Source organism: Treponema bryantii, from assembly GCF_900113965.1.
In the GTDB taxonomy this organism is placed as follows: domain Bacteria; phylum Spirochaetota; class Spirochaetia; order Treponematales; family Treponemataceae; genus Treponema_D; species Treponema_D bryantii_A.
This window is the reverse complement of sequence record NZ_FORI01000006.1, coordinates 147,450-170,338: the sequence shown is the minus strand read 5'-3', so window position 1 is coordinate 170,338 and position 22,889 is coordinate 147,450. Positions and strand designations below refer to the sequence as shown.

The following is a 22,889-nucleotide window of genomic DNA, read 5'->3' as shown; positions in this document are numbered from 1 at the left end:
CTCCCATTTTAACTGTCTTTTAAAGATTGGGAAAGAGGTTTATTTACTTAGAACTGATATTTAGCTGAAATACAAGCAAAACTGTTCTTTTCCCAAGCCTTGAACTCGCTGTGGTCATCGCCGCAGTTGATAATCATACCGCTTGCAGCAAGGGTAAGATTCTGATCTGCCTTGTAAGAAAGTTTTGGCATTACAACCAAATCCTTATTTTCAATTCCGTACATTACTGTTACTTCTGGAGCAATCTTATCGTTCATGAAAGAAGTTGTAAGATTTGCGGCAATCTTGTTGTTGCTGTAGCCGTTTTCGCCGTAATCAACATCAAGCGCATTCTTGTCACACTCTTCTCCCTTCAAAACATAAGTTCCGATTTCCTGAACGTTCAAGTTTGCATTGGCAAATGGAAGGTCGATATCAAAGCCACCAAGCCAGCCAATTGAGTTGTTGTGTACCCATGGATCTGTTCCATCAATATCATCTGTAAGATTATAGGCAAATTCACCGCGCAGGTTGAAGTGCCAGAGAATTGTAGAAGCCTCAAGGCCGAAGGTCTGTTTCTTGTCATAAGCGAGGAACTTGTCTTCTTCTGTGATTGTCTCACCTGCAAGATATTTATTGATAAACGGAATCATCTTTTCTGCATTTACAGAAGGCTGCTTGTACCATCCGTTGTAGTAGCTGATTCCCATATCAAGCTGACCAAGTGTCCAGGTAGCACGTCCACCAAACTGACCGTACTTAAGTGTCCACATTTCAGGATAGATAACTGTAGGATCTGCAGAAAGTGCATTGGCATTTTCGAGCATGTACATATAGATTGTTCCGGCAGCTTTTACTTCGTCGGCAATGTTGTCAGCAGTAAATCCTGTTTCTGTACAGGCTGCGGAATATTTTCCTGCGGCTACCTGGAGGTTATCAATAAAGTATCCGTATCCGTCAGTTCTCAAACCATCTTCGAGAGTTGTCTTGTGTGCGACAATAAAGTCTTCTTTCTGCTCATCTGTCATACTTCCCCAGGCAGCTCCTGCTGCGCTCTGTGCTGCATTCATCATTGCCTTGTTATAAGCAGTCTGAGCAGCCTGATAATCTGCATTAAGAGCATTCAATGTTCCGGCTGTTGCAGTTGCTGTTGTGTATCTTGTAAAGGCTTGTGCAACATCTTCTTTTGCAACGCCTATGAGTTTTGTTGTCAAACCGGTAACCTGAGCTGGTGTCCAGCGGCCTGTTGTTGCAAAGCGGTCTGTTGGAAGAAGCGGAGTATACACACCTTCAACATTAAAGTTTGCAACCGGCAGACTGATTACTGCGCGGAGCATTGGTGTGCTCACACGACGGTCTATATAATCAGGGATTATAAAGTTTGAATAATCATCTGCATTAAAATTGTCGAGCACGTGAAGCTTATCACCTTTGCCCCAGACAATCTTCATTTTACCAGCTTCTACTGTAAAGTAGTCTCCAAGACGTCCGCGAAGTACAAGCTCATCAATAATATCTTCAGGATTATTTTTGATTTTGTCTTCATCCATACAAAGCGAAAGTGTAAGGTCAGAATTATTTCCATTGTAGCTCAAAGAAAGATTTCCAGCAGGCTTAGCCTCAACCTCAATCTTATCACTGTCATCAACATCTACATAAGCACGGATGTCTGTAGAAACAGTTCCGCTAACTTCTATTGCACTGCCAGAGTTTCCGGAAGCCTCGTCATCGAATCCACCGAAATCTCCAAAATCCTCAGCAAAAGCTGCAGTTCCCATTAAGAGAGCTGATGTCATAAGAATATATTTACTAAGTTTCATAATTACCTCTCAATGACGATTTTTTATTTTCCAGTTGTAAGGAAGTTCTGTGTGAAGTAACGTGCAGGAATCTCCTGATCGAGCGCTACAACCTTAGCAATCTTCAAAGTTGTGCTGTGACCGGTCTGGACATTTGTCAGTTTATTTTCCATTGGCATGTCGTAGCCCTGTACCTTCTGGATGTCGAGAACTTCAAGTACCTTAATCAGCTTGTCATTCTTGTCATACATTTCTGTGTGGATCGGATACATAGTTTCCTTATCAACCCAAACCATGCGGTAGTTGTACTGAGTTCCCTTCTTATCGATAGGAATCTCTTTGATTTTGTAGCAGTCATATTCTTTGCCGCTTTCAACCTTCATTTTTTCTTCACCAATATACTGGTGCTCATCTTCAGAAACATCACGTGTTGTCAAATCATCATAAGTTGCATCAGAACCCATGAAAGCCTTAGAACCTTCACTTGAGTTTACACGACGAACAGACTTGAGGGCTGGAAGGTAAATATGTTTTTCATCAGGACCATTGTCGTCTGTAATCTGAAGGAAGCGGGTTCCCTTGTTAGTACCTGTCTTAAAATCCATTACGATATAAGTCTTGCTGCCGTCTTCCTTTCCGTACTCGCGGAAACCATTCGAATCCTGAGTTCCCTTCTTGTCAGTAAGAATCATGTAAACATCAGTAACCGAGTAAGCAGGCTTTTTGAAGTCTGCAACTTTATTCATAATTTCGTTTCCTTTTTCATCAGCGAAAGCGAAGCCGTTTAATACTGCAAGCACTGCAGCGACCATTGTAATTTTAGTTGTTCTTTTCATAACCTATATCTCCTTATATGGTGGTTTCGATACGGCCTTCGGCCTACTCAACCACCGTTGTAACTTCTCCGGTGGTTGAGCTTGTCGAAACCACATTTTTATTTGTTTTCTTTATTTTTCTTGCTGATAAATTTCGGTGCATACATATTCAAGAAGCCCGGAATAACTGTCATGGCAAGGAAGCTTGAAGTAAACATTACGATAGCAACCAGGATTCCGATGTATCTCAAAACTACGAACTTTGAGAAACACAATACCAGGAAGCCGAAGCCTACTGCGATTGCGTTTGTTACAATTCCGTGACCACTCTTGCGGAAGGTCATACGTGTAACAGTTTCAAGATCGTCAGTTTTTGCACGCTCTTCTTTGTAAGTTGTAAGGAAGTGGATTGTGTAGTCGATTCCTACTCCTACTGCAACCGATGCAATAATACTTGTTACGAGGTCCAGGTTGATTCCTGCAAAGCCCATAACCATGTAGTTCAAAATGATAGCCAGAGCAAGAGGAACAGCACCAAGCAGTCCGGCCCAGCCGCTCTTGAAAGCAAGAGCAATGATGATGAATACACACAAGAGTGAAATCACAAGGCTTGTAAGCTGACTTGATACAATCATCTTTGTCATTGTGTATTCCATTTCTGCAGTACCGGTTGCTTCAAGTGTGTAGCCTTCAGGGAAGTGTGTTTCTGCATACTTCTGGGCTGCAGCAATAATGTCGCCTGTTGTCTGTGTTGAATGGTTTCTAAGCTGAACTGTAATTCTCATAATCTGAGGATTCATGTCATCATCAACGAAGCGGTCCAGCGAACCGGAAAGCAATGTGAGGTATCCCTGAACAACACCAGCCAGTTCCTCGCGGCTTGCAACCGGATACTTTGCTGCATCATAAGGAATCTCATAATAAGCAGTACCGTTGTAGTTCACAGATTTCTGAAGCTCGGTTACGATATCTTCAAGGCTTGCAGTTTTTCCGCCGGCAGCAACATAAGCCTTATTAATCATTCCAATCACATCTTCAACTGTTACCTGCTGTTCAAGGGCAGCAGCATAAGCTGTGTTAGGATCATCCCAGTTTGAAGCATCGAAAGTAGTTGTTTCTGTTTCTGCAAACTCGCTGTCGCCGAAATCTCCAAAGGTGTCACTTCCAAAACTGTCGTCTCCAAATGAATCATCACCAAACTCGTCAAATCCACCGAAGTCTCCAAAATCATCAAAGCCATCAGTATTAGCTGTATTTGCTTCAATCATCGCAGCAGCATCACTGCCACCCTCACCGGCCATAGCACCATCAGTTGCAGGCACATGCCATACCTGATTAATTCTCTTAATGAACTCAGTGAAAGAAACAACCTTACCGATATCAGGATATTCTTCTTCAAGATATTCCTGCATATCATCAACAGCCTTTAAGATTTCTGGATTTGTAAGAGAGCCCTTCTCCGGTCCCTTTACATTCAGATACAAACTGTTGGTTCCAGCAAACTGTTTATCGATGTAGTTGATATCCTGGCGCATATCACAGCTCTCAGGGAAGTAATTTACCAGTGCGGTATCGATATGGAGTAAACGTAAACCAACAACTGACAAACCAACCATCACGATAATTGAAAGATAAAGGCGAGGCTTTGAACCACAGAAGAAGTGATAAATCTGATAGAGTGTATCTCCCTGCGCTTCATCTGCTGACTTACCACCGCGGAGTCTTCTTGCATGCTCAAGCTTTGCGGCAAGCTTTTCGCTGAGGTTATGTTTCTTGTTACGGCTTGCCATAACTTTCTGCGGATTCTTAAGAAGAAGAATTGCAGGAATAAAGGTGATTGCAAGCAGGAGCGAAATTGTTACACCAACAGCTGTGAAAACCGCAAAGCTGTGAAGTGGTGCAATCGGGCTTGAAATCAAAGAAATGAATCCGATTACTGTTGTAATACCTGCGAGCAGTACAGCGCCCATAACTTCATGAAGTCCGTTGAAAACTGCCTCTGTATATTTCTCTTTAGTAAGCTCACCTTCTGTCATATCAAGGGCAACATAATAATGTGTCAGAACGTGAATACCGTAAGCAGAACCAACCGCAATCAGCGCAACCGGAATTACACTTGAAACCAGAGTAAAGGTTACCTTGCACAAAGCCATAAGTCCCATTGTCCAGGTGGTTGCCATAACTACAGTAATCAGAGGAAGCAAGGTTCCGTCCATTGTCTTAAAGCTGAAGTAAAGTGAAAGAAGAACTACGACAATTACCAGAGGAATAAGGCGGGTAAGATCTGCAAGCATGAACACACGAGAGTTCTGCATTACAACAGGGTTACCATAAATCTTTACGTCTACATTGTGGCCGGCAGTTTCTTCGTTTACGATTGCAGTAATTGCATTGAGGACATCCTCCTCCTCTTCTGCTTCTGAACGAATCTTTTTTGTTCCGAGTGCTGCGGCACGCTCAACTTCCGCTTCTCTGCTGTACGGTGCCAAAGTAACCTGAAGCTGAGTTCCAGTCATATCGTCATTTACGATTACGCGGTTATACATTGACTCCCATTCAATAAGGCGTCCTTCAAGCTGATCGATATCTTCTGCAGAGCCTGTGTAAGAATCAGGAATCAACTGGCTTGCAGAAATTGCTCCATCTGATTCGCAGACATAATCAATATGAGTAAGAGAATCAACATCTGATACTCCCTCTGCTTCAAGTGCGCGGTCTGTAATATGGCGCACAACATCAATATATTCTGGAGTAAGAATTGTGCCATTGCGGGCTTCCATACTTACACCAATAACCATCATGCTTCCAAACTGCTCTTCTGTTTCTGAAAGGCGTGTGTAAGAAGCATCTTTTTGAGGAAGGAACTGGCGGATTGAGTTATCAATCTGTAAGTCCTTAATAAAAAATCCAAGAACACCAGTGATGATTACACAAAGCGCAATTATCAGCTGAGGTCTCTTGAAAATAGCTCTTGTAGCTTTCATTACTATTCTCCTTCATTGCTATTTGTTCGTCCGTTTAATTTCTTAAACACTTAAACGCTATAACCAAGAAGATAATAACAAAAAGTTTTAAAGTCAATAAATTTTTGATTAAATGTTTAATTTTTTAATCATTTAATCATATTGACAACGTAAAATTTTAGATTTATGATTTAAATATGATAGACAAGGCCGAAATCAGAAAGACTCTTAAAACCTTCAACTTATGTGTTCCGTTTTTCATTGCGATGAGTGATGAATACCGCCAGCAGTTGATTATGGATATTGCCGAAGCAGGATCAGAAGGAATTAACGTTTCCAACCTCTCAGCAAAATCAAAGCTTTCACGCCCTGCAATCTCACATCATCTTAAAGTACTGAAGGAAGCGGGTCTTATTGTACCGCTTAAGATAGGCACTCAGATTTTCTATCAGTTAAACCTCAAGGAAAACTTCAAGACAATTTCTGAGCTTATTAAATCAATGGAAAAAATTCTTGAGACTATTGATGATAAGAAAAAGGAATCTAAATAATCCCAAGGCCAGATAGTATAATCGCTCCGGCTACAGTAGCTGCTGTCTCTGTACGCATAATACGCTCACCCATACCACAGCGGATATAACCAGTTTCTTCAAGAAGACGGCGCTCTCTTTCTGTCCAGCCACGTTCACTACCAATTGCAGCAATAGCTTTCTTACACTCTTTTTCACTAAGAGCATCAGAAAGTCTCATGGCAGGGTTCACATTATCCAGAGCAAAACGGCAGATACCACCTTTACCCGAAAGTTCTTCTTCAATTGACTTAAGGCATTCATCCAGAGTTTTATAAAGAAAGAGTTCCGGTACATGGGTACTTCCCGCCTGAACAGTTCCGTCTAAAAGCATTTTATATGCCGAGCCCTTTTCTACAAGAGTACTCTGCATATAGGATTTTTCACCAAGATCAGTTCCGGTAAGATAAACCCGCCCTACTCCAAGAGCCGCAATATCGCGCAAAAGACGCTTAAGCTGAATAGGACGAGGAAAACCGATAATCATATCAAGAGGAGCAAGGGGTTTACCGCTGCCGCCCGCGGTGAATTCAAAGGAAATGCCGGAATCGTCAATGGCGGTTATCCGCGCCACTCCACTTTCCCCGCCAATAATGCCGGCAGTAAAAGTGTCGCCGGCTTTTTTGTGAAGAACTTTGATTATGTGCTCTGCCCTTTCATCTTTACGTGGCAGAGGCTTTGAAATTTCGTCGTTTGAAAATAAACAGATATTCATTATTATACTCCGGTGGTTGAGCCTGTCGAAACCACCTTATTAAAGTCATTTCGACAGGCTCAATGACCGGTAGGTATTACGAGAACATATTGATTCTCTTCAGAATCTTAACAAGTTCGTCTTTTTCGATTAAATCTACAGGTCGGCCGTCAATGTATTTGTGTGCACTGTCTGAGAATCCACCAATAGAAACACAAACACCGTTATCACACTTAGTGTCGCGGAGTTTGCTATGAAAGTCGCGCACATTGATATCACCAATTACATTCTGAGTTCTGTAGAAACGGAACATCTGCTTTGCTTCCCATTTTGAAGTTTCAATTTCGCAGATAATTTCTACACTTTCAGAAGCAACCTGAACATCTTCAACCTTAACAAAAGAATCCTTGTAGTAAGTTGAAATAAATTTACGGCACAAAGCAACAAAGTCGCTGGTTCCAGACATAAGATAAGTCTGAAGGTTTTTATTCTGATTCAATTCTGAATAGCGGGCAACAAGTGCATCAACATCTTTATACCCCTGCTTTGCAGCCTGAATCTGACGCAGATAAGTAAGCGCCTTTGAAATATCATTCATTGCAATACAGGTATTTGCAAGACGATATTTTATCTGAAGCATAATCTGATCTGGAACAGAAGGAAGTCTCATTGAGATTTCGTAGTCTTTAATGGCAGCGGCATAATCTTTTACACGTTCATGCATTTTTCCCGCTTCAAGACAAGCCTGTGGTCCAAACTCAGGATCCGGTCTAAGATGCATAAACACCTTAAGAGCCTTATCACCCATACCACATTCAGTCATTGCAACTGCCATATCAAAAAGAACTTCTTTGTTACCAGGATTTTCATCAAGAACCCTTTTAAGGAATGGAAGACAGTCTCTATACTTCTGAGACTTAAACAATGCAGTTCCCAGAAGCATATTAACTTCATTATTTTCCGGCTGAAGAACCTTGGCTTTCTTAAAACAGTAAACAGCCTTATCAAAGGTGTTTGCTTTCATAAGAGCCTTACCAAGGAACAGGTTACAGTCGAAGTTATTAGGATCCTTTTTTATACAAAGCATAAGGGCACTAACTGCATCATCATTCTTATCAAGACTAAATGCGGCCATACCCATTCTAAGAGCACATTTAACAATATCAATCTCTGGATGCGCTGTTGAAATATCATAGAGAGTTTTATAAACGCTCCATACTCTTTCCCAGTTTTTCTCGCTGAAATAAATATCACCAATTGTCTCCAGTGAAGGAACATTGTGCGGATCATGCGCAAGCTTCTTTTCTGCTTCCTTCAGGATTGCAGATTTTCCCTTCTTCTGAATCTTCTGTGATACATCCTTCTTCTCTTCTTTTCGCTTAATGCTTTTAATACCAACAATAATCGACACAAGAAGAAGTGCTACTATTACAGCTATTAAGATTGAAATAATCATTAACTCTTTCCTTTATTCCTTATTATTTGCCGGTGTGTTCCTTTACCAGGCTGGCAAGGCGCTCCATGGCAATTTTTATTTTGTTAATATCTGTAGCATAACAACAGCGGATAAATCCTTCACCGCCATCTCCAAAACAGGTTCCTGGTACAACAGCAACACTGTGCTTTTCAATAGCTTCAGTTGCAAACTCCTCAGAAGTCAAACCTGTAGGACGGATATCCGGGAACATGTAGAAGGCACCTTCCGGTTCTACACAAGGAAGTCCCATATCAATAAATGCCTTATGCATGATATTGCGGCGCTGCTGATAGCTTACGCGCATCTTTTCAACTTCATCCCATCCATGACGCAAACCTTCTGCTGCAGCATACTGGCTGAAGATTGGTGGACAGATTGAAGAGTAAGCATGAAGCTTGCAGCACTGAACCAAAAGATCATGCGGAGCGGCAATATAACCGATACGCCATCCTGTCATAGCGAAAGACTTTGAAAAGCCATTAAAAATTATAGCATAGTCTTTCATTCCAGGAAACTCGCCGATTGAAATATGTTTGCGGCCATCGTAAAGCAGCTCGCAGTAAATCTCATCGCTCAAACACCAGATCTGATGCTTCTTTACAACCTCGGCAATCTTCTTTAACTCGTCTGCCGGAATAATGCGGCCGGTCGGGTTACTTGGTGAACAGAACATAACAGCCTTTGTTTTTTCTGTACATGCAGCTTCAATCTGTTCTGCTGTTGGATAAAAGCCGTTCACACTTGTATCAAGGTGAATTACCTTTGCATCACAAAGGGTTGCCAGCGGCTGGTAAGAAACATAACAAGGCTCGCAGACAATAATCTCATCACCAGGATTCAAAATTGAACGAAGTACGAGATCCAGACCTTCACTCGCACCAATAGTTGGCAAAATCTCAGTTTTTGGATCGTAGTAAAGCTTATAGCGTTCGAGGTATTTTGCAATTTCCTCGCGAAGCTCAATCAAACCCCAGTTAGAAGTATAAGAAGTGTGGCCCTTTTCCAGATGGTAAAAAGCCTCTTCCCTCATAATCCATGGAGTCGGAAAATCTGGTTCGCCGACACCAAGTGAAATTATATCATCATGCCCAATACAAAGTTCAAAAAATTTACGGATTCCAGAAGGTGGGATTTCCATCATCTTGCTGGAAAATTTATCTGTTCGTGTATTCATTAATATTGTCCTCGTTTACGACTGTACGCTCTCTCTTCTATCGCGTTCGTCCTCAACGTAAACAATGTCGTTTTCTTTATATGTCTTCAAAACAAAGTTGGTCTTAGTTGAGCGAACACCTTCGAGTGTCGAAAGCTTTTCACTTACAAACAGAGCAACATCTTTGAGATTGTCGCCCTCAATCAAAACCTTAAGGTCATATCCGCCGCTCATCAAATAAAGCGACTTAACCTGTGGGAAGCGGTAGATTCTGTCTGCAATTGCATCAAAACCATGCTCGCGCTGTGGCTGTACCTGAATCTGAATCTCCGCGACAACTTTGTCCTTCGCGACTTTATCTTTTTCCGGATTCACAATGGCGGCGTACTTGAGAATAACTCCGTCGTCTTCAAGCTTTTTAATAATCTGCTTTACCTCGTCCGTAGTTTTCTTTGTCATAGCGGCAATGTCTTCAACAGAAAGACGTGCGTTCTGACGCAGCAAATCAAGTATCTCATCCATAGTAAGAACCCCCAATGTGTAAAAATGAATATAATATTTTACTACAGAAACCCCTTTAATTCAACAATGAGATTTTTCGTCAAAACGCTGTTTTTTTTCTTGCATTATCCCAATCCTGTGGTAATATAAAGATGTAGTCAGGAACGAGATGAGGACGTACCACCGGCTGCTTGAATGGGAGGCAATATGCAATTTCCGACAAAGAGAGATCACCTGGTCGAGGTTGTATAATACGTAGACATTCTTAAAGCGCCAACGGCTTACTGTTGGGACATTTATAGTGCCAGTCCTTAGGTTGACTGAGAGCACATTACAGGCCGGCTGATACGCCGGCTTTTTTTTTGCCTTTTTTTCTGATAAGATTTTCAATATGAAACGCAATATATTAATTTTTCTAGTTCTTCTATTTACATCAGCATTGTTTTCACAAAACTTCTACAAGGCGCTTGAGCCAGGGAAGGAACAGATGGCCGTATATGTCGGTTCTTATGACTGGGGGCCATGTGTTAATAAAATCGTAATCAATACAAATCAGCTTCAAAAGCCGGAAACTCTCAAGGTTAGTGATTTTGAAATTGAGCGCTCCCTTTATCAGAATGGAGTTATGTCTAAGGGCGAACTCACAATCACAGATGTTTTCTGTTCTGATTCAAAAGGAAATAAAACTGATAAAGAAAGCATCTATATAACTATTCTTACAGACGTATATCCGGAGGCCGAGAACGCTTCTCCATTCCCGGACTTTATTTCCAGCGGAGTTTTTAATAATTACTTCCATTATAAAGTTACAAATGATGAACTTGATATGGAATTCTCAAAGTGCCAGGGCTTTGTAAATGAGGGAGTCTCTAAGTTCACAAAGAGCTCCTACAACTACAAAATCGAAACTGAAATTGCCACTGCTTCGGGAACTCTGTCTTATATGTTCTATCTGCCACCGGAAAAATCTGATAACACAAAGATTCCTCTTATTCTCTGGTTCCACACAATCGGAGAAAGCGGAAATAATCCGTACCTTGTTCTGCTTGGAACAAAGGCAACAAATCTTGCAGATGATACAATCCAGCATTATTTTAAGGACGGAGTTGCGATCCTTGCTCCTCAGTGCCCTACCGGCTGGCTCGAAACTACAGAACAGAGCACTCTCGGCGTTCACTACTGGGCTCCGGTAGATTTTGACGGCCCGGTAAATAAAATCACAAAGCCTTTGAGCAGATTTTTCAACAGCATTACAGGCAGACCAGAAAAAGAGGAAGTAGAAACTACTCCTTTTGCGGCCGTTTCTTATTACACCGCGCCGGTTACTGCCCTTCTTAAAGATTTTCTTGATAAGCACCCGGAAATTGACCGCAACAGAGTTTATGTTGGCGGTGCTTCTGCCGGCGGCTATATGACAATGAATATGATGATTCAGCATCCAGATCTTTTTGCAGCAGCATTCCCAACCTGCGAATATTATCTGGACAGCAAAATCTCTAAATCTCAGATTAAAATGCTTGCAGAAAAGCCAATGTGGTTTACCTATGCAGAAAATGATGAAACTGTAAAACCTTCTAATAACTGTGTTCCTACAATCAAACGTCTTAAGGAAGAAGGTGCAAGAAATCTTAAGGTTTCAAAGTTTTCGGGAGTTTTTGATTTGAGCGGAACGGTTCTAAAAGACCGCAACGCAAAAGAAGGCGACAGACATTACGGCGAGCCTTATGAGTATGAAGGCCACGCAAGCTGGATTTACGTTTTGAACGATCAGTGTAAAGACGAAAACGGGCTTTCACTTTTTGACTGGCTCAGCCGGCAGAGGTTGAAATAAACGCCACTGAGTTGTATTCTTACAGTGCATAATTTTATAGATAAAGAGGATAAATATGAATTTCGTTGAAGACTTGCTTAACAAAGCTAAGGCTGCAAACAAAACAATCGTACTTTGCGAAGGCGAAGATAAACGTGTTGTAGAAGCAGCTTCTAAAATCGTAAAAGATGGAATCGCAAAAATCATTTTGATTGGTAGCGACGAGGATATTAAGGCAAGCGGAAGCAATGCTGACCTTTCAGGAGTTACAATTGTTGACCCTGCTAAAGACGCAAATGCAGACAAGTACGCTGAACTTCTTTTCAAGGCACGCGAAGGAAAAATCAATAAGAAGACTGGAGCTCCAGAATATGCTGATGTAGCTGCTGCAAAAGCTGCAATTCTTAAGGACCACACAATGTACGGTGCCCTTATTCTTAAGGCCGGAGATGCAGACGGTTTCGTTTCTGGTGCATGCCACTCAACAGCTAACACTCTCCGCCCAGGTCTTCAGGTTATCAAGACTGCTCCTGGTTTCAAGACAGTTTCATCATGTTTTATCATGGTTGCTCCAGAGGGTGGAAATCCTTACGTTCCAGAAGGAGTTGCAGTATTCGGTGACTGCGCTATCAACATTGAACCAACAGCAGAAGAACTTGCAGACATTGCAGTTGCTTCAGCAGATACAGCAAAGAAGATTGCAGGAATTGACCCACGCGTAGCAATGCTTTCATTCTCTACAAAGGGTTCTGGAAACGATGCTAAGTTCTATGACACTGTAACAAAGGTACAGAAGGCTACAGAGCTTGCTAAGGCAGCTGCTCCTGATCTCGCTCTTGATGGTGAGTTCCAGTTCGACGCTGCAGTTGCTCCAGAAGTTGGAGAACTCAAGGCTCCAGGAAGCAAGGTTGCAGGACACGCAAACACATTCATCTTCCCTAACATCAACGCTGGTAACATCGGTTACAAGATCTGCCAGAGAATGGGTGGCTGGATGGCAATTGGTCCTATCTGCCAGGGCTTCGCAAAGCCTCTCAACGACTTGAGCCGCGGCTGTAACGTTGATGATATCGTTGCGACTGTTGCTGTAACAGCTCTTCAGGCATAAGTGCGTACTGCGGTGGTTTCGACAAGCTCAACCACCGTATTTCATGCCCGTGTTTTAAGCACGGGCATAATTTTTTAACATATCTTCAATATTACTAAAGTTATTTATTGACACTGTATTATACTTTACATATACTGAAAATAATTAGGTATATTAAAGATGGCGCCTTCAGATGCTATAAAACAGATACTGCCGGCTTTTGAGCAGTATTACACCGTAAAGAAAGAAAACATTACCCCACCCTTCTGCGCTGAAGCAGAATTCCGTTCACATAATGAACAGTATTTTCTTGTTCGTTCTGCACATATTGCAGATATAGACTCTAATGAATTCGTTTACTTTGCTTGCCCTGATGAGTTGAACAGCGAAAAGCTTGAAAAACTCGTAAAAGCAGCATGGGATGCAGGACTTGCAAAAGTCCGCCCATATAACGGGCACCGCAATTCTGATGTTTCTCTTTTGATTTTTACTAAATCGATTAACCCCGAAACAATTAACGCAATCAAAAAAACTAAGCTTTATAAATCCTATAAATTCAGCTTTCATGGCTGGAGTCACTTTAAGCTCGCAGTTTGTAACACATCAGATATGCAAGTGTACACCAACCGTCAGGGAAAGGATTACGCAAAGCTGATTAAAAAGAATATAAAAAGTTCGTCGTAACTCTCTCGACGGAGATTTTATAAAAAAACTTCATACGAATTTACGAGGAGGTAGATTCAAATGACAGCATTACTCATAATTATTGCTGCAATCGTTTTGCTCCTGGCCGGCTATATCTTCTATGGCTCTTGGCTTGCAAAACAGTGGGGAATTGACCCTACAAGAAAGACACCGGCTCACGAAAAGGCTGACGGTGTAGATTACGTTCCGGCAAAGCCTGCCGTTTTGATGGGACATCACTTCTCATCTATCGCAGGTGCAGGTCCAATTAACGGCCCTATTCAGGCTGCTGTATTTGGATGGGTGCCAGTATTCCTTTGGTGTGTTGTCGGAGGTATCTTCTTCGGCGGACTTCAGGATTTTGGATCACTCTTTGCATCCCTCCGCAACGACGGAAAATCAGTTGGTGAAATCATTAAGACTTCTATGGGCTCTAAAGCTAAGAAGCTCTTCATCATCTTTGCACTTCTTGTACTTATCCTTGTAATTGCTTCTTTCGTAAACGTTGTTGCAGGAACTTTCCTTACTGCCGCTGATGCAGCAGGAAAAGTTGCTTTCGGATTTGTAAAGAATCCTACAGGAAACCAGACAACAGCTATGATTTCGCTTCTCTTTATTGTACTTGCTATTGTTTACGGTATCCTTACAAATAAATGTGGTCTTAAGACTCTTCCAGCAACCCTCATTGGTCTTGCAGGTATTGTTCTTATTACAATTCTTGGTTTGAATGTTGGTTTTGCTATGAGCCGCACTGCATGGATTGTTTTCATTGGTATTTATATCGCAGTTGCTTCACTTGTACCAGTTTGGATTTTGCTTCAGCCACGTGACTATCTTTCATCATTCCTTCTTTATGCTATGATTGCTCTAGCTCTTGTTGGAATCGTAAGTTCTCCAATTACAGAAAGCGCTACATTCACAATTCCTGCTTTCACAGGCTGGAAAACTGGTATTGGAACTATGTTCCCTGCCTTGTTCATCACAGTTGCTTGTGGTGCATGTTCAGGTTTCCACTCATTGATTTCTACAGGTACTTCTTCTAAACAGCTGGACAGCGAAAAGAATGCAAAGGCTATTGGTTACGGTTCAATGCTTATTGAATCTGCTCTTGGTATTATTTCCCTTGTTGCTGTTGGTATGGTATTCGACAAGTATAAGAACGGCGGATTTGGATCTCCATCTGCTGCATTTGGTGCTGGTCTTGCAACTTTGTTCGGAAAAGAAGGTTCAAGTGCTTACAATACTATCTACGCTTTGCTTACTCTTGCAGTTTCTGTATTCGCACTTACATCTCTTGATACTGGTACTCGTCTCAGCCGCTTTATGTTCTCTGAACTCTTCCTTAAGGAAGGAGAGGCTACATGGAAAGACGCAAAGGGAATCCGCAAGCTGCTTGCTAACCCATTCTTCGGTACAAGCCTTATGGTATTGATTGGTTGTATTCTTGGTGGTCTCAAGCTTTCTGCAATCTGGGGACTCTTTGGTGCTGCCAACCAGCTTCTTGCAGGTATTGCTTTAATGGCAGTTGCTGCTTGGCTTGGTCAGGCTGGAAAGAACAACAAGATGTTCTTTATCCCAATGATCTTCATGCTTGCCGCTACTTTGACACAGCTTGTTCTTACAATCATTGGAAAACTCAAGCCAATGTTTGCAGGTACTAAGGGAGCCTTCTTCTGGGGCAACTGGTTCCAGTTATGTTTTGCTACTGCTATGGCAGTGCTTGCTGTTATCCTCGTTGTTGAAGGTGTACAGACATTCGCTAAGCAGAAGAAAAACGCTTAAGCGCGCTTAAGAATAATAACTGATATATCATCCTTATGAGGAGAGCCGGCACAGAATGTGTCTACTCTCTTCATAAGAAGTTCCATAATTTCTTTCGAAGATTTATTTCCATTATTACGTAAAGTTTCAATTACTGCCTGCAAACCAAACTGCTGCTGTGCTTCGTTTGCAATTTCTGTAAGGCCGTCTGTATAAAGCAGCACAATATCACCTGAATGCAGTTCTGTTTCAACCTGAGAATAAGTAATATCAAAACCGCGTAAACCAACAGGACCAGAGAAAGGACTTCCTACATCAGGAAGAATTTCTTCTACAGTCTGATTTGCGGCACTATATAACAGTGGATACGGATGTCCCGCATTTGAAAGAGTCATCAGACAGCTTCCATCTTCATTTTCTTTTGTGCTCAAAAGAATACCGGTAAGGTAATTATCAATACCCTCTTTTGCAGTAATGAATCGGCTGTTGATAACACTCAGTGTATCTGCAAGATTTGCTCCAGACTCAAGAGACTCTCTATAAGTCTGCTGAATAATATTTTCCGCAAGCATTGTTACTAGGCTGGCTGCAACACCATGACCCGAAGCATCAAAGAGAGAAATACCGTTGAGTACAGGTCCTTCATGATAGAAATTGAAAAGGTCTCCAGAAACGATTGAACGAGGCTTATAGATAACAGAGAAATCCCAGTTATTAAGCTCATGATCAGGCGCATGAAAGAACTTCTTTTGAACGATAGCCGCCATCTCCATATCCTGCTGGGCAGCCTTCTGATCATTTTCAAGTTTTTTATTTACATCAACAAGTTTTTCAGTCTGAGCCTTAATTTCAAACTCGAGCTTTTTATTAAGATATTCAAGACGTCCTGCAATGCCGTTGTATTTTACACTGAAGTAGATGAACAGAATGATAATAAAGAGCATCCATCCGATTGCAGAGTAATACATGTGCTTAATATCCATTGCAAAAGTCTTAAGCGCAAAATCAATGAAGATTGTTATAAGGAGTGGAAGCAAAGACAAACCAAGGAAGCGTGCTTCTTTCCAAACCGGAGACTTTTTTCTGCAGTGAATTGCAGTAATCACAATTGGAGAAATAAAGTTATAAGCGGCAATTACAAGTACCGGGTAAGTAAGTCTCATAAGTGTATGATAGTCCGGAGCAAGAATTACTACCGCAGAGTTTACAATAAAGGTTGCCGCACGGATAATTGTATCAATAAGATTTGCCTTAACATGCAGATAGTCCAGAACAAACAGCGCAAACTCTGCCTCGAGTGCAAAGAAACAGATACATTTTGCAAACTTAAAGAACAATACGAATGGGAAACCTCCGTGGAAACCAACCCACGGAACATCATTTACAAAGAAGTTTGAGAAGAAGATGATGGAAAGAATATTAAGGATAGCAAAACGCAGATAGCTTCTTTCGCGCTTAAATGCAAAGTAAAGCATGAGGAAGAAGATTCCACAGATGAGCATACCACCTTCAAAGAAGACGTAAACACGGGTACGATAGAAGGTCTGATTATCAGAAGTCTTCCAGCAGTCCTGGCGTTTTCCAACGAACACGCCGTCTGTAATAGAAGCCGCACCGAGTGCAAAAATCTTAATGTGAATTACGTTTACCCCATCCTGATTCAAGAAGGATTCCGGGAAATCAAAAAGATGAGCACCATAACCAGCTTCCTGAATTCCAGGACTGTCCGGACCTTCGCCCATTACACCATAATCATCTATATAATATCCATTAAGATAAAGCTCTTCTGCAAAGTGAAGATATGGAACAACCATTGAAAGGTCATCATTTTTAAGTTCTTCCGGTAAAGTAAACTCAGCCTTTACCCAGACGTAGTCTCCATGAGTACCGGCTACCTGCGAAATATTTTTATAGCCCATACGCTCAAGCTTTTTATAAGGAAGATTCTGCGCGTCTTCTATAGTATCTTCATAATTTCCGGGAGCCCAGCTGAAATAATCATCAATATAAAGTCGGGGTTCATTATCCGGATTATCGTTACAGGATGTCAGAGAAAAACAAATTAAAATAGTTATGGCTGCAGAAACTGCAGCGATGATGCGTCTGAGACTTCTTTTCATGATACTATTTATTGTATCAGATTATAGAGAATAAGCAAGAAAAGACTATTTAAAACCGAAATCTGTCACTCAGGCAAAAGTTGAAGCAACATCCTTCAAAAGATCAATAATCTTGAGCTGCTGTGGACAATGTCCCTGACAGTTTCCGCATTCTACACATTCTGCAGGATTTCCTGTCTTTTTAAGCTCTTCATTGTAGTTCCACTTGTAAGAAGCAACACCGTAGCGCTTACTTTCGTTGTAAAGCTCGAACATACGCGGAATATTAATCTTCATAGGACAACCACCGTTTGTTTCATCAACACAATAGCGGCAGCCTGTACAAGGAATTGCAATTGTAGATTTAATGAGCTCAGTAGCTTTCTTTACGCATTCCTGTTCTTCTGCATTAAATGGAACAAAGTCTTTCATATAAGACATATTGTCTTTAAGCTGTTCCATATTGCTCATACCACTGAGAACAACAAGAATATTATCCATGCTTGCACAATAGCGTACGGCCCAGCTTGCCATACTTGCTTTTGGATCATAGTCCGTAAAGATTTTCTTTGCATCGTCCATGATGTTTGCAAGGCTTCCACCCTTAATTGGTTCCATAATAGAAACCGGGATTCCGTAGCGCTTACAGATTTCATAGCACTTGCGACTCTGAACATTGTCGCTTTCCCAGTCGATATAGTTAATCTGGAGCTGAACAAGTTCTACTTCCGGGTGTTTAGAGAGCATCATTTCAAGAGCTTCTGCACTGTCGTGGAAAGAGAAACCTGGATGCTTAATCTTTCCTTCTGCCTTCATTTTCTGCATCCATTCAAAAGCACCAAGCTTTTCTGCAGTTTCAAAAACGTCACGGTTCAAGGCATGAAGGAAGTAATAATCAAAATATTCAACACCACATTTTTTAAGCTGTTCATCAAAGGTTTTCTGAAGGTCTGCAGGATCTGTTTTACCCCACAAAGGCATTTTAGAAGTAACCTGGAATTTTTCACGAGGATAGCGTTTTGCAACGAGCTCGCCGAAAACTCTTTCTGAGAATCCGCCATGATATACCCAGGCTGTATCAAAATATGAAAAACCTTCTGCCATGTAGGCATCAATCATTTCGCGTGTTTTTTCAAGGTCAATATTTCCCCAGGTTTTATCTTCCGAGTAAGGAAGTCTCATTAATCCAAAGCCGAGTTTTTTCATAGCGGTTTTCTCCTTTCGTAATTTTAATCATTATAACCTAAAAATCTCAATCTATGTTGTAAAAATCGAGGCTTAAATTGTAAAAAAAATCTTCGGTTAAAATAACCATGGTTATTTTTTTTACCCAATTTAGGAATTTGCCCCTATGGTGAATAAAAAAATCCGGGTCTATCATAAAACTCTAATTCATGAATTTTTCACAAATTGTTGTGAGTTATACACAGTGTTTTTTTGTTGTGTTTTTGTAAATTAGAGTTATAATAGAGTTAAAAGTATTTAAGGTTAAAGTTATGAAAGTACAAGATAAGGTTATTAGCGAGAAAGACATCTCAACCATAAAGGAAGCCGTGCAAAAACGGAAGCCTGTAGATTTCTTTTGCTATACACTGACCCCAGAACAGAAAGACAGATTCCTCTCAGTACTCCGTATATTTCTGGATGAATGTAACCAGTCTTATCTTTTTAATTATCTTTCATACTGTCTGTTCGAACTTCTTGATAACGCAAGTAAAGCCAACGCAAAACGCATTTATTTTAGAGAACATCATCTGAATATTAATGATGAAAATGACTATAAAAATGGTATGAAGGATTTTAAGGAAACCCTTAACGAAAACACCCTTCACTATCAGGAAGAGCTTGAAGAAGGACACCTTCAGGTTCACATGCAGCTTTCAACTGATGATGTTATTTCCATCACTGTATCAAACAATACAAAAATTACAGACCACGAATACCTTCGCATTAAAGATAAAATCGAAAAGACAAAGGTTTACAACACCATGGCCGATGCCATTAACGATATTGACCAGACAGAAGGTTCAGGACTTGGAATTATTACTGTATTGATTATGCTTAAGAAACTTGGTCTTGCTTCTGATCATCTGAAATTCAAAACTACAGATACAGAAACCATTGCGTCTATTGAAATTCCTAAAGACACAATGGAAGAAATTTAAGGTCCCTTCGACTCCGCTCAGGGACCGTGTTACGCGCTCAGGAACCGCGTGACGCACTCAGGGAGTGCGATTTTATTTCATCAATTGGGCGAGCGTTACGCTGTCTAAATATCCCTCTACAAGTTCATCGAGTTTTGTCCACATTGGAAGTGTTCTGCATTCTGCTTTGCGAGGACACTCTTCTGCACCCTTTTCAAGACATGCAACTGGAGAAAGGCTTCCTTCTGTAAGACGGAGAATGTCACCAACTCTATATTCTTCCGGCTTTTTATTCAGACGATATCCACCGCCCTTTCCGTGAACGGCATCAACAAATCCATTCTTTGAAAGAAGTGTCATTATTGCTTCGATATATTTCTGGGAAATCTGCTGGCGTTCAGCAATCTCCTTAAGAGGAACTCTGTCGTGTGTATTTTGTTCAGCTAAATCTATCATTACGCGGAGCGCATAGCGTCCCTTTGTAGAAACTATCATTTTATCCTACCATCCTTGTATATAAGTAGATTATAGCACAAAACGATAGAGCATGCTAGGGCGTCCGCCGGTCTCGTAATTGATTTCGCCATTAACTTCGCCCTTTTCCACAAGATAGCTCATGTAATGACGAACTGTAACAGAGGAAAGTCCTACATCTTCGGAAATCTGATCACCAGAAACCCAGCCTTTTTTTTCTTTAAGATAATCTGTAAGCAGGTCCAGAGTTTTTTTCTGAATTCCTTTAGGAAGCTCGTTGTTCTGTAAATGAAGCTGTCCACCATTCGAAATAAGACTGTCTACATAATTCTGATCTATAGTCTGCTGGGCACCCCGGAAAGCCTGGTCATTGGCAATAAATTTTTCCAGCGCAACCTGAAAGCGTTCATAAGCAAAAGGTTTAATCAGAAAATCAATTACTCCAAGGTGCATAGTTTCTTCTAGGGTGGCCGGATCGTTTGCGGCAGTTACCATAATAACTTCGCAGTCCAGTTTTTTTTCGCGGATTTTCTTGAGGGTTTCAACACCGTTCATCAGCGGCATAAAAACGTCCATAATTACAAGATCAATTGAAGAGTCTTTCGAACCTGTGCCGTTTGTCTCTTCAAGATATTCAAGAGCTTCCTGGCCGTTACGGCAGGTTTTCTGTACACAGAAGTCTTTGTTTTTGCATACATACTGCTCGTTGATCATTGCAACCATCGGGTCGTCTTCTACAATCAGAACCTTATACATAACTACCCTTTAATTCTACCATAAAAGATGTTCCAATGTCTTTCTCAGACTCGAAACTGATTGTTCCGCCAAGACTTTCTACCAGCTGCTTTGTGTGGTACATACCTACGCCGCGGCCAGTTCCCTTTGTGGAAAAGCCTTTTTCAAAAATGCGGTCGCGGATTTCTTCTGGAATACCGCAGCCTGTATCGCGTACGGTAATAAGAAGCTCGCCGGGCTTTGTAAAAACTCCGAACTCAAGTTCACGCTGACGACTCATATCAGAAAGTTGCATGTTCATTGCATCCAGAGCGTTGTCTATAAGGTTTCCGGCAATTGTTACAAGAGCTTCGGAAGGTACTGCAACCTCTGAACTCTTAAAGCGGATTCCTTCCTTCAAAACAAAACGTACGTTGCATTCAGAAGCACGGGCAATTTTTCCAATAAGAAGAGCCGCAAAAGAAGAGTTATCAACTGCATTCATTACAGTACTCAAAGTCTGACGCTGGATGATGGAAATATTTTCGATATAAGAAACCGCTTTATCATATTCGCCAATCTGAATCAGACCAAGAATTACATGAAGCTTATTTGTAAAGTCATGGTTGTTTGCACGCATTGAATCAACAAGATACTTTGTTCCCGAAAGTTCTTCCATAAGTTTTGTGTATTCGGTGCGGTCATGAAGAAGCGCTACGGCTCCGCTGATTATTCCGTCTTCTTTTACAGGAACACAGTCAATTAAAAGTGCGGTTCCGTTTTCTGTTTCCTGCTGAATACCAAATTCTGCGTTGCCGGTTTTTAAGACCTCGGAAAGGAACTTTTCTGCAAAAACGTTCTGTTTGATTAAGTTGAGTTTTTCGGGATCAGCTGTTTCCCCGCCTTCCGCTTCACAGGAAGCCTCACCGCAGCCAAGCATTTTATTTGCAGCCTTATTTGCAAACTGAACATTATTCTCACTGTCTACGGCAATAATTCCATCATAAGTTGATTCAAGAATATTTTCACGAATGCGGAACATTGAAGTAAAGGTGTCTGGCTCATAACCAAGAAGGCGGCGCTTAAGCTTACGGGAAAAAGCGCGGCATATTGCGATTTCAATAATGATTGCGGCTACTGTTACGCTCAAAAACAAAAGAACAATTTTATAGGTAATGGAACGCATACTGGCTTTGAGCATAATTGCCATGATAAAGCCAATGTAATTTCCATCATCATCATAAATTGCAGAATAGGTACGGCGCTGCGGACCAGAAGGACCAATATCGCTTTCTGTATAAAAGCCTTTTATGTGAGTTGTAAAATCCGGATGGGTTCCGTCGTACTGGGTTCCAATAAGATTATGATTTGTATGATAGATTCGCTCGTTGTCTGTGTTTACGATAGAAATAACGTCTACGTCTGTAAGATCTGCGGCAATTGCATCCATACAGGTGCATAATTCCTCACGTGAAGACTCTTTCATAAAGCCGTAGATTTTTGTAATAAGCTCCGCCGTATCCTGCAGATTCTGGTCTACAGCATTTTCATTTGCATTTACGTTTATTACCGCTCCACCCACACTCATCAAAATGGTTGTAACAATAATCAAAATCAACTGGATGCGCTGTATCTCATGGCGGATGTCGGTGAGATTATTCTTTCCCATATATAAATAATAGCATAAAAAGTCCCTTTTTAAAACGTTTTGAAAGTAAAAAAAATCTGGAGCTGAAAAAGTATTTTTCTTTCTTTCGAAAAATTGTTTTTTTTCTGAGGAGGATTATGATGAAGTCATAAAAAGTTGAAGGAGAACTTTTATGGAAATTGGACATCTTTTTGAAGCATTGATGCTTGTTTGTTTTGGTTTTTCATGGCCATTGAACGTAATTAAAGCCTATAAGGCAAGAAGTGCAAAAGGTACAAGCCTTGCATTTATCATCCTGATTATTACAGGATATGTAGCTGGAATTATGGCAAAGTTCATTAATCATCAGTTGAACTATGTTCTGGTTGTTTACTTTTTGAACCTTGCAATTGTAATGTCAAACCTTGTTGTTTATTTCAGAAATGTGGCTCTCGATAAGAAACGTGAGAACAACATTAAGAATGTAGAAGTTATTAGAACACCAGTTGGTGCATAAAAACATAAAATAATAAAAGAGG

At 41.0% G+C, this 22,889-nt stretch carries 19 protein-coding genes; 7 read left to right on the top strand and 12 right to left on the bottom strand.

From position 1 onward, the window contains the following. Positions 1-47 precede the first annotated feature (47 nt). From BM161_RS09055 to BM161_RS09045, 3 genes are all read right to left on the bottom strand, one after another. The gene (locus BM161_RS09055) at positions 48-1,799 is read right to left on the bottom strand and encodes a hypothetical protein (protein ID WP_074931953.1); all 1,752 of its coding nucleotides are present in this window, start codon (positions 1,797-1,799) and stop codon (positions 48-50) included. A gap of 23 nt (positions 1,800-1,822) precedes the next feature. Next, on the bottom strand, positions 1,823-2,614 hold the full coding sequence (locus BM161_RS09050) for an outer membrane lipoprotein-sorting protein (protein WP_074931951.1): 792 nt from the start codon (positions 2,612-2,614) through the stop codon (positions 1,823-1,825). A 98-nt stretch (positions 2,615-2,712) separates the two neighbouring features. Beyond that, positions 2,713-5,577 carry an efflux RND transporter permease subunit gene (locus BM161_RS09045; protein WP_074931949.1) on the bottom strand — a complete coding sequence of 955 codons (2,865 nt, stop codon included), beginning with the start codon at positions 5,575-5,577 and terminating at the stop codon, positions 2,713-2,715. A gap of 176 nt (positions 5,578-5,753) precedes the next feature. Between BM161_RS09045 and BM161_RS09040 the strand changes: the two genes are divergently transcribed. After that, positions 5,754-6,107 (top strand): ArsR/SmtB family transcription factor, encoded by a 354-nt coding sequence (locus BM161_RS09040; RefSeq protein ID WP_074931945.1) that lies wholly within the window; start codon positions 5,754-5,756, stop codon positions 6,105-6,107. Here the strand turns inward: BM161_RS09040 and BM161_RS09035 are convergent. The 4 genes from BM161_RS09035 to BM161_RS09020 form a co-directional block, all read right to left on the bottom strand. Next, positions 6,100-6,840, bottom strand: coding sequence for a 16S rRNA (uracil(1498)-N(3))-methyltransferase (locus BM161_RS09035; protein ID WP_074931944.1), 741 nt, complete (start codon positions 6,838-6,840; stop codon positions 6,100-6,102). The two genes, BM161_RS09040 and BM161_RS09035, sit on opposite strands and share 8 nt — an antisense overlap. Positions 6,841-6,916: 76 nt before the next feature. Next, positions 6,917-8,275, bottom strand: coding sequence for a tetratricopeptide repeat protein (locus BM161_RS09030; protein WP_083425745.1), 1,359 nt, complete (start codon positions 8,273-8,275; stop codon positions 6,917-6,919). Between the two features lie 22 nt (positions 8,276-8,297). Next, complete coding sequence (locus BM161_RS09025; protein ID WP_074931941.1) at positions 8,298-9,470, bottom strand: pyridoxal phosphate-dependent aminotransferase; 1,173 nt, start codon at positions 9,468-9,470, stop codon at positions 8,298-8,300. A 15-nt stretch (positions 9,471-9,485) separates the two neighbouring features. Next, a complete protein-coding gene (locus BM161_RS09020) occupies positions 9,486-9,971 on the bottom strand; it encodes an Lrp/AsnC family transcriptional regulator (protein ID WP_074931937.1) in 486 nt (161 codons plus the stop codon). A 370-nt stretch (positions 9,972-10,341) separates the two neighbouring features. Here BM161_RS09020 and BM161_RS09015 point away from each other — a divergent pair, with 370 nt between their 5' ends. The 4 genes from BM161_RS09015 (at position 10,342) to BM161_RS09000 (ending at position 15,313) form a co-directional block, all read left to right on the top strand. Then, entirely contained in the window at positions 10,342-11,781 is a 1,440-nt protein-coding gene (locus tag BM161_RS09015; protein WP_083425744.1) for a prolyl oligopeptidase family serine peptidase, read from the top strand. A gap of 55 nt (positions 11,782-11,836) precedes the next feature. Further along, complete coding sequence (gene pta / locus BM161_RS09010; protein ID WP_074931932.1) at positions 11,837-12,868, top strand: phosphate acetyltransferase; 1,032 nt, start codon at positions 11,837-11,839, stop codon at positions 12,866-12,868. A 159-nt stretch (positions 12,869-13,027) separates the two neighbouring features. Then, positions 13,028-13,531, top strand: a complete 504-nt coding sequence (locus tag BM161_RS09005) for a DUF8052 family protein (RefSeq protein WP_074931929.1) — start codon at positions 13,028-13,030, stop codon at positions 13,529-13,531. Positions 13,532-13,591: 60 nt separating this feature from the next. Continuing rightward, a complete protein-coding gene (locus BM161_RS09000) occupies positions 13,592-15,313 on the top strand; it encodes a carbon starvation CstA family protein (RefSeq protein WP_074931925.1) in 1,722 nt (573 codons plus the stop codon). Here BM161_RS09000 and BM161_RS08995 read toward each other — a convergent pair. Both BM161_RS08995 and BM161_RS08990 read right to left on the bottom strand, forming a co-directional pair. Continuing rightward, entirely contained in the window at positions 15,310-17,412 is a 2,103-nt protein-coding gene (locus tag BM161_RS08995; RefSeq protein ID WP_074931922.1) for a PP2C family protein-serine/threonine phosphatase, read from the bottom strand. The genes BM161_RS09000 and BM161_RS08995 overlap by 4 nt on opposite strands. A gap of 69 nt (positions 17,413-17,481) precedes the next feature. Further along, positions 17,482-18,597 carry an aldo/keto reductase gene (locus BM161_RS08990; RefSeq protein ID WP_074931919.1) on the bottom strand — a complete coding sequence of 372 codons (1,116 nt, stop codon included), beginning with the start codon at positions 18,595-18,597 and terminating at the stop codon, positions 17,482-17,484. 290 nt (positions 18,598-18,887) lie between these two features. Here BM161_RS08990 and BM161_RS08985 point away from each other — a divergent pair, with 290 nt between their 5' ends. Further along, a complete protein-coding gene (locus BM161_RS08985; protein ID WP_074931916.1) occupies positions 18,888-19,556 on the top strand; it encodes a hypothetical protein in 669 nt (222 codons plus the stop codon). Between the two features lie 72 nt (positions 19,557-19,628). On the opposite strand, the gene BM161_RS08980 is transcribed toward BM161_RS08985, so the two are convergent. From BM161_RS08980 to BM161_RS08970, 3 genes are read right to left on the bottom strand one after another with little or no spacing between them, the layout of a single operon-like run. Further along, positions 19,629-20,030 (bottom strand): RrF2 family transcriptional regulator, encoded by a 402-nt coding sequence (locus tag BM161_RS08980; RefSeq protein WP_074931913.1) that lies wholly within the window; start codon positions 20,028-20,030, stop codon positions 19,629-19,631. A 30-nt stretch (positions 20,031-20,060) separates the two neighbouring features. Continuing rightward, entirely contained in the window at positions 20,061-20,765 is a 705-nt protein-coding gene (locus BM161_RS08975) for a response regulator (RefSeq protein ID WP_074931911.1), read from the bottom strand. Next, positions 20,758-22,392 (bottom strand): ATP-binding protein, encoded by a 1,635-nt coding sequence (locus BM161_RS08970; protein WP_074931909.1) that lies wholly within the window; start codon positions 22,390-22,392, stop codon positions 20,758-20,760. Before BM161_RS08970 ends, BM161_RS08975 begins: the two co-directional genes overlap by 8 nt. Before the next feature lie 151 nt (positions 22,393-22,543). Between BM161_RS08970 and BM161_RS08965 the strand changes: the two genes are divergently transcribed. Continuing rightward, positions 22,544-22,867, top strand: coding sequence for a PQ-loop domain-containing transporter (locus BM161_RS08965; protein WP_074931906.1), 324 nt, complete (start codon positions 22,544-22,546; stop codon positions 22,865-22,867). Positions 22,868-22,889 lie beyond the last annotated feature (22 nt).